The following is a 2,539-nucleotide window of genomic DNA, read 5'->3' as shown; positions in this document are numbered from 1 at the left end:
GCCGGCCAGTGCGAGCTTGCCGATCACGTCGGCGTCTCGGTGGTGGCGGACCAGAACTTGCACTGGGGCATGCACACGAGTCCGACGGTCACCTGACGATCGGCGACCATGGGCTCGCCGTCGACAATGCTGGTCTGCTTTCCACGGATCAGGTATCCGTGCCACCCCGCTGGAGCCTTCGGATTGTTCTCTAGTGCCCGCAACTCCGGCGTGCTGTCCGCAATGACGTCCGTGACAGTGGCCTTCGCCTTGTGGATCTCCAGCTGTTCCCACTGCGAGAGGTAGGGCAGCATGCTCTGCGCGACCCGCGCAGCCTGACTCATCGGATCCGCGAATGCGCCGACCGCGTCCTGCCAGTCGATGAAGCTGTGGACAGTCGTGTCGTAGGTCCAGATCGCACGCCCGAACGCCATCGCGTACTCCTTCGCGTCCGACGTCGTCGGGCGCTGCCACGCGTCCAGGCTCGCCGACGGCCCACCCTCCTCCCAGGGCGCTGTCGTCTGCTCGGAGGAGCCAGCCTCTGTTGCACTGCCGCCGACCTCAGCCGGCGCCCCCTGCCAGCGCGAGATGAGAGCGAGGATCAGTACGACAAACGCCAGCAAAATCACGATCGGGATCATGATGTGCGTTCGGACGAGCCTTCGCATGGTCAGATTCCCCTCTCTTGGTTCTCGGTTCGCCGCAGCCAGGCGCTCAGCGACGCCTCAACCGGTGCCGGAATGATCCGCAGCGCCCCGAGGACGCGGATATTGACCCGAGCCTGGGTGCGGTAGTAGCGGATCAGCCAATTCCGACGACGTACTGCCGTGTGACGTGAGTTCATGCCAACCCAACGGAGCGGCGTCCGAGACTTTGCAGGTTTCAGCAAGAGTCACGCCGTTCTGGCCAGCTCTGGGCCGATCGCGTTAGGCCGGCGATCTAACCGCTGCGAGCTCACCCCCGCACGTCCACCGGCAAAGAGCGGATCCCGTCCCGCCGCCGCGGCAACCCAGCGACGAACCGCCCGGTCCGCGAAGACCTCGTCGGCGGTCTGGCCGGAGGCCAGCCGCGCCAGGGCCGACCGATTCGCCGCCCCGCCCCGAAGCAGCCAGGCGAAGCCCTCGGCCTGTCCGCGATGCGCTCCAGCCTCTCGCAACCGGCCGATGATCGCCGCGCGAAAGTATGGCGGCCCGTCGGCCGCCGTACTAATCAGGAGCCTCGTCCTCTCTGTAGGGAGCCCCGCACTCGCGACCTCGGCCGCGATGCGATCCAGATGAGGCCCGAGCCGAAGTTCACCTTGGGCCTCGAGTTCCGGCATATCCTGGAGCGGAAACTCCCGTCGATGGCGTGCCCAGTCAGTTCGGGCAGCATCGAGCAGGCGCCAGCGGACCAGGTTCGCCAGGTATCCCCACGAGGCGCCGTGCTCAGGCGGTTTGACTGCAAGATCTCTGCAGCGTTCCCACGCGATGAGCCTAGCCAGCTGGGCCGCCTCGTCACTGCCCAGAGCAAGCCTCAGCCGCATGGACATCCCAGCCACGATCCGCACCTCGATCCCCTCGGCCAACCGCTGCGAGGCCTCTGGCGCCCAATCGGAGTTGGCCGCTTCATCGAGGAGTACTTGTAGCTCGTCGATCATCAGATACTCCATCCAGACAAGAGTGAGCGAGATCGTTCGCTCCCTACGGACTGCGGTGCGAGTCTCAATCTGCCGACTGTTGCGCTTGGCAAGAACCCGGATCTCCGTATCCAGGACTCCTGGATCTGCAGGTCCGCGTAAGGTCCGCGGCGAGTAGGACTTCAGCTACAGCTCAGGGCCGTGGCTGGACGGTCCCAATTCGGCGAGTGGCTCGGATGGCTGCTGACGGCGGGGCTGATAGTCGGCCAGCGGCCGAGTGGACAGCAGGGCTTCGTGCAGTCGCTGCGGACCGTCTTCCGACTGGTAGAGAGTCGCCGGCGTGTGCCCGTCTGGCAGTACTACGGCGTGCACCCGCTTGAAGAAGTAGGCAAGATCAGTCAGCGATGCGATGCCCTTGCCCTGCCAGTCCGGGTCACCATTGAGAGCGACGATGACGGTGTCGGTGGCCGTGTAGCGATACAACGTCTTCGCCTGTGCCGTTGACATCGATGAACCGCACAAGGGGATTCCCGCCCACCGCTCGAGTGAGAGACGACTAGCCTTCTCGATCGCCATCGCGTCTAGGGGATCGTTGACCACGACGGCCATGGCCCCCTCAGTCAGAAGATCTAGCTGCTCGGCAATGCCCGCAAGCGCATTCGACGGGCGGTGGATGAGAGTGGTCGGCGTTGTTGCGAAGGTTGGTCGCGATCCCTGACCGATGCCGACGAACCCGACAGGATCCAGCCGTTCGTCCCGGGTCAGTAGCATCAGCTGATCGCGGAACTGATCGATCGCCTGGCCGTCCTCGCTCCAGTCCGCCAGTCCGGCTCTGATCAGAGTGCGGAAGTCGAAACCACGTTCTCGTAAGTGATCGACCAAACGCGCGTACGAGTCGGGCGCATAGCCGATTTTCCACGTCGACTCCGTGGTCAGAAGCTCATC

Annotated in this window: 3 protein-coding genes; all 3 read right to left on the bottom strand. The window is 64.7% G+C overall.

Annotated elements, in window-relative coordinates; translation table 11 throughout:
• Positions 1-23 precede the first annotated feature (23 nt).
• The gene (locus VFG33_RS32890) at positions 24-647 is read right to left on the bottom strand and encodes a hypothetical protein (protein ID WP_325056898.1); all 624 of its coding nucleotides are present in this window, start codon (positions 645-647) and stop codon (positions 24-26) included.
• A gap of 224 nt (positions 648-871) precedes the next feature.
• On the bottom strand, positions 872-1,627 hold the full coding sequence (locus VFG33_RS32885) for a hypothetical protein (RefSeq protein ID WP_325056897.1): 756 nt from the start codon (positions 1,625-1,627) through the stop codon (positions 872-874).
• A 153-nt stretch (positions 1,628-1,780) separates the two neighbouring features.
• A partial coding sequence (locus VFG33_RS32880) for a hypothetical protein (protein ID WP_325056896.1) occupies positions 1,781-2,539 on the bottom strand: 759 nt, incomplete at its 5' end.

The organism is Kribbella sp., from assembly GCF_035687465.1.
In the GTDB taxonomy this organism is placed as follows: Bacteria; Actinomycetota; Actinomycetes; order Propionibacteriales; family Kribbellaceae; genus Kribbella.
This window is presented reverse-complemented; position numbering and strand designations above follow the sequence as displayed.

Bases quoted from the DNA above. Each gene is read 5' to 3' on its own strand.
- VFG33_RS32890 (WP_325056898.1), bottom strand. From the start codon at position 647: ATGCGAAGGCTCGTCCGAACGCACATCATGATCCCGATCGTGATTTTG.
- VFG33_RS32885 (WP_325056897.1), bottom strand. From the start codon at position 1,627: ATGGAGTATCTGATGATCGACGAGCTACAAGTACTCCTCGATGAAGCG.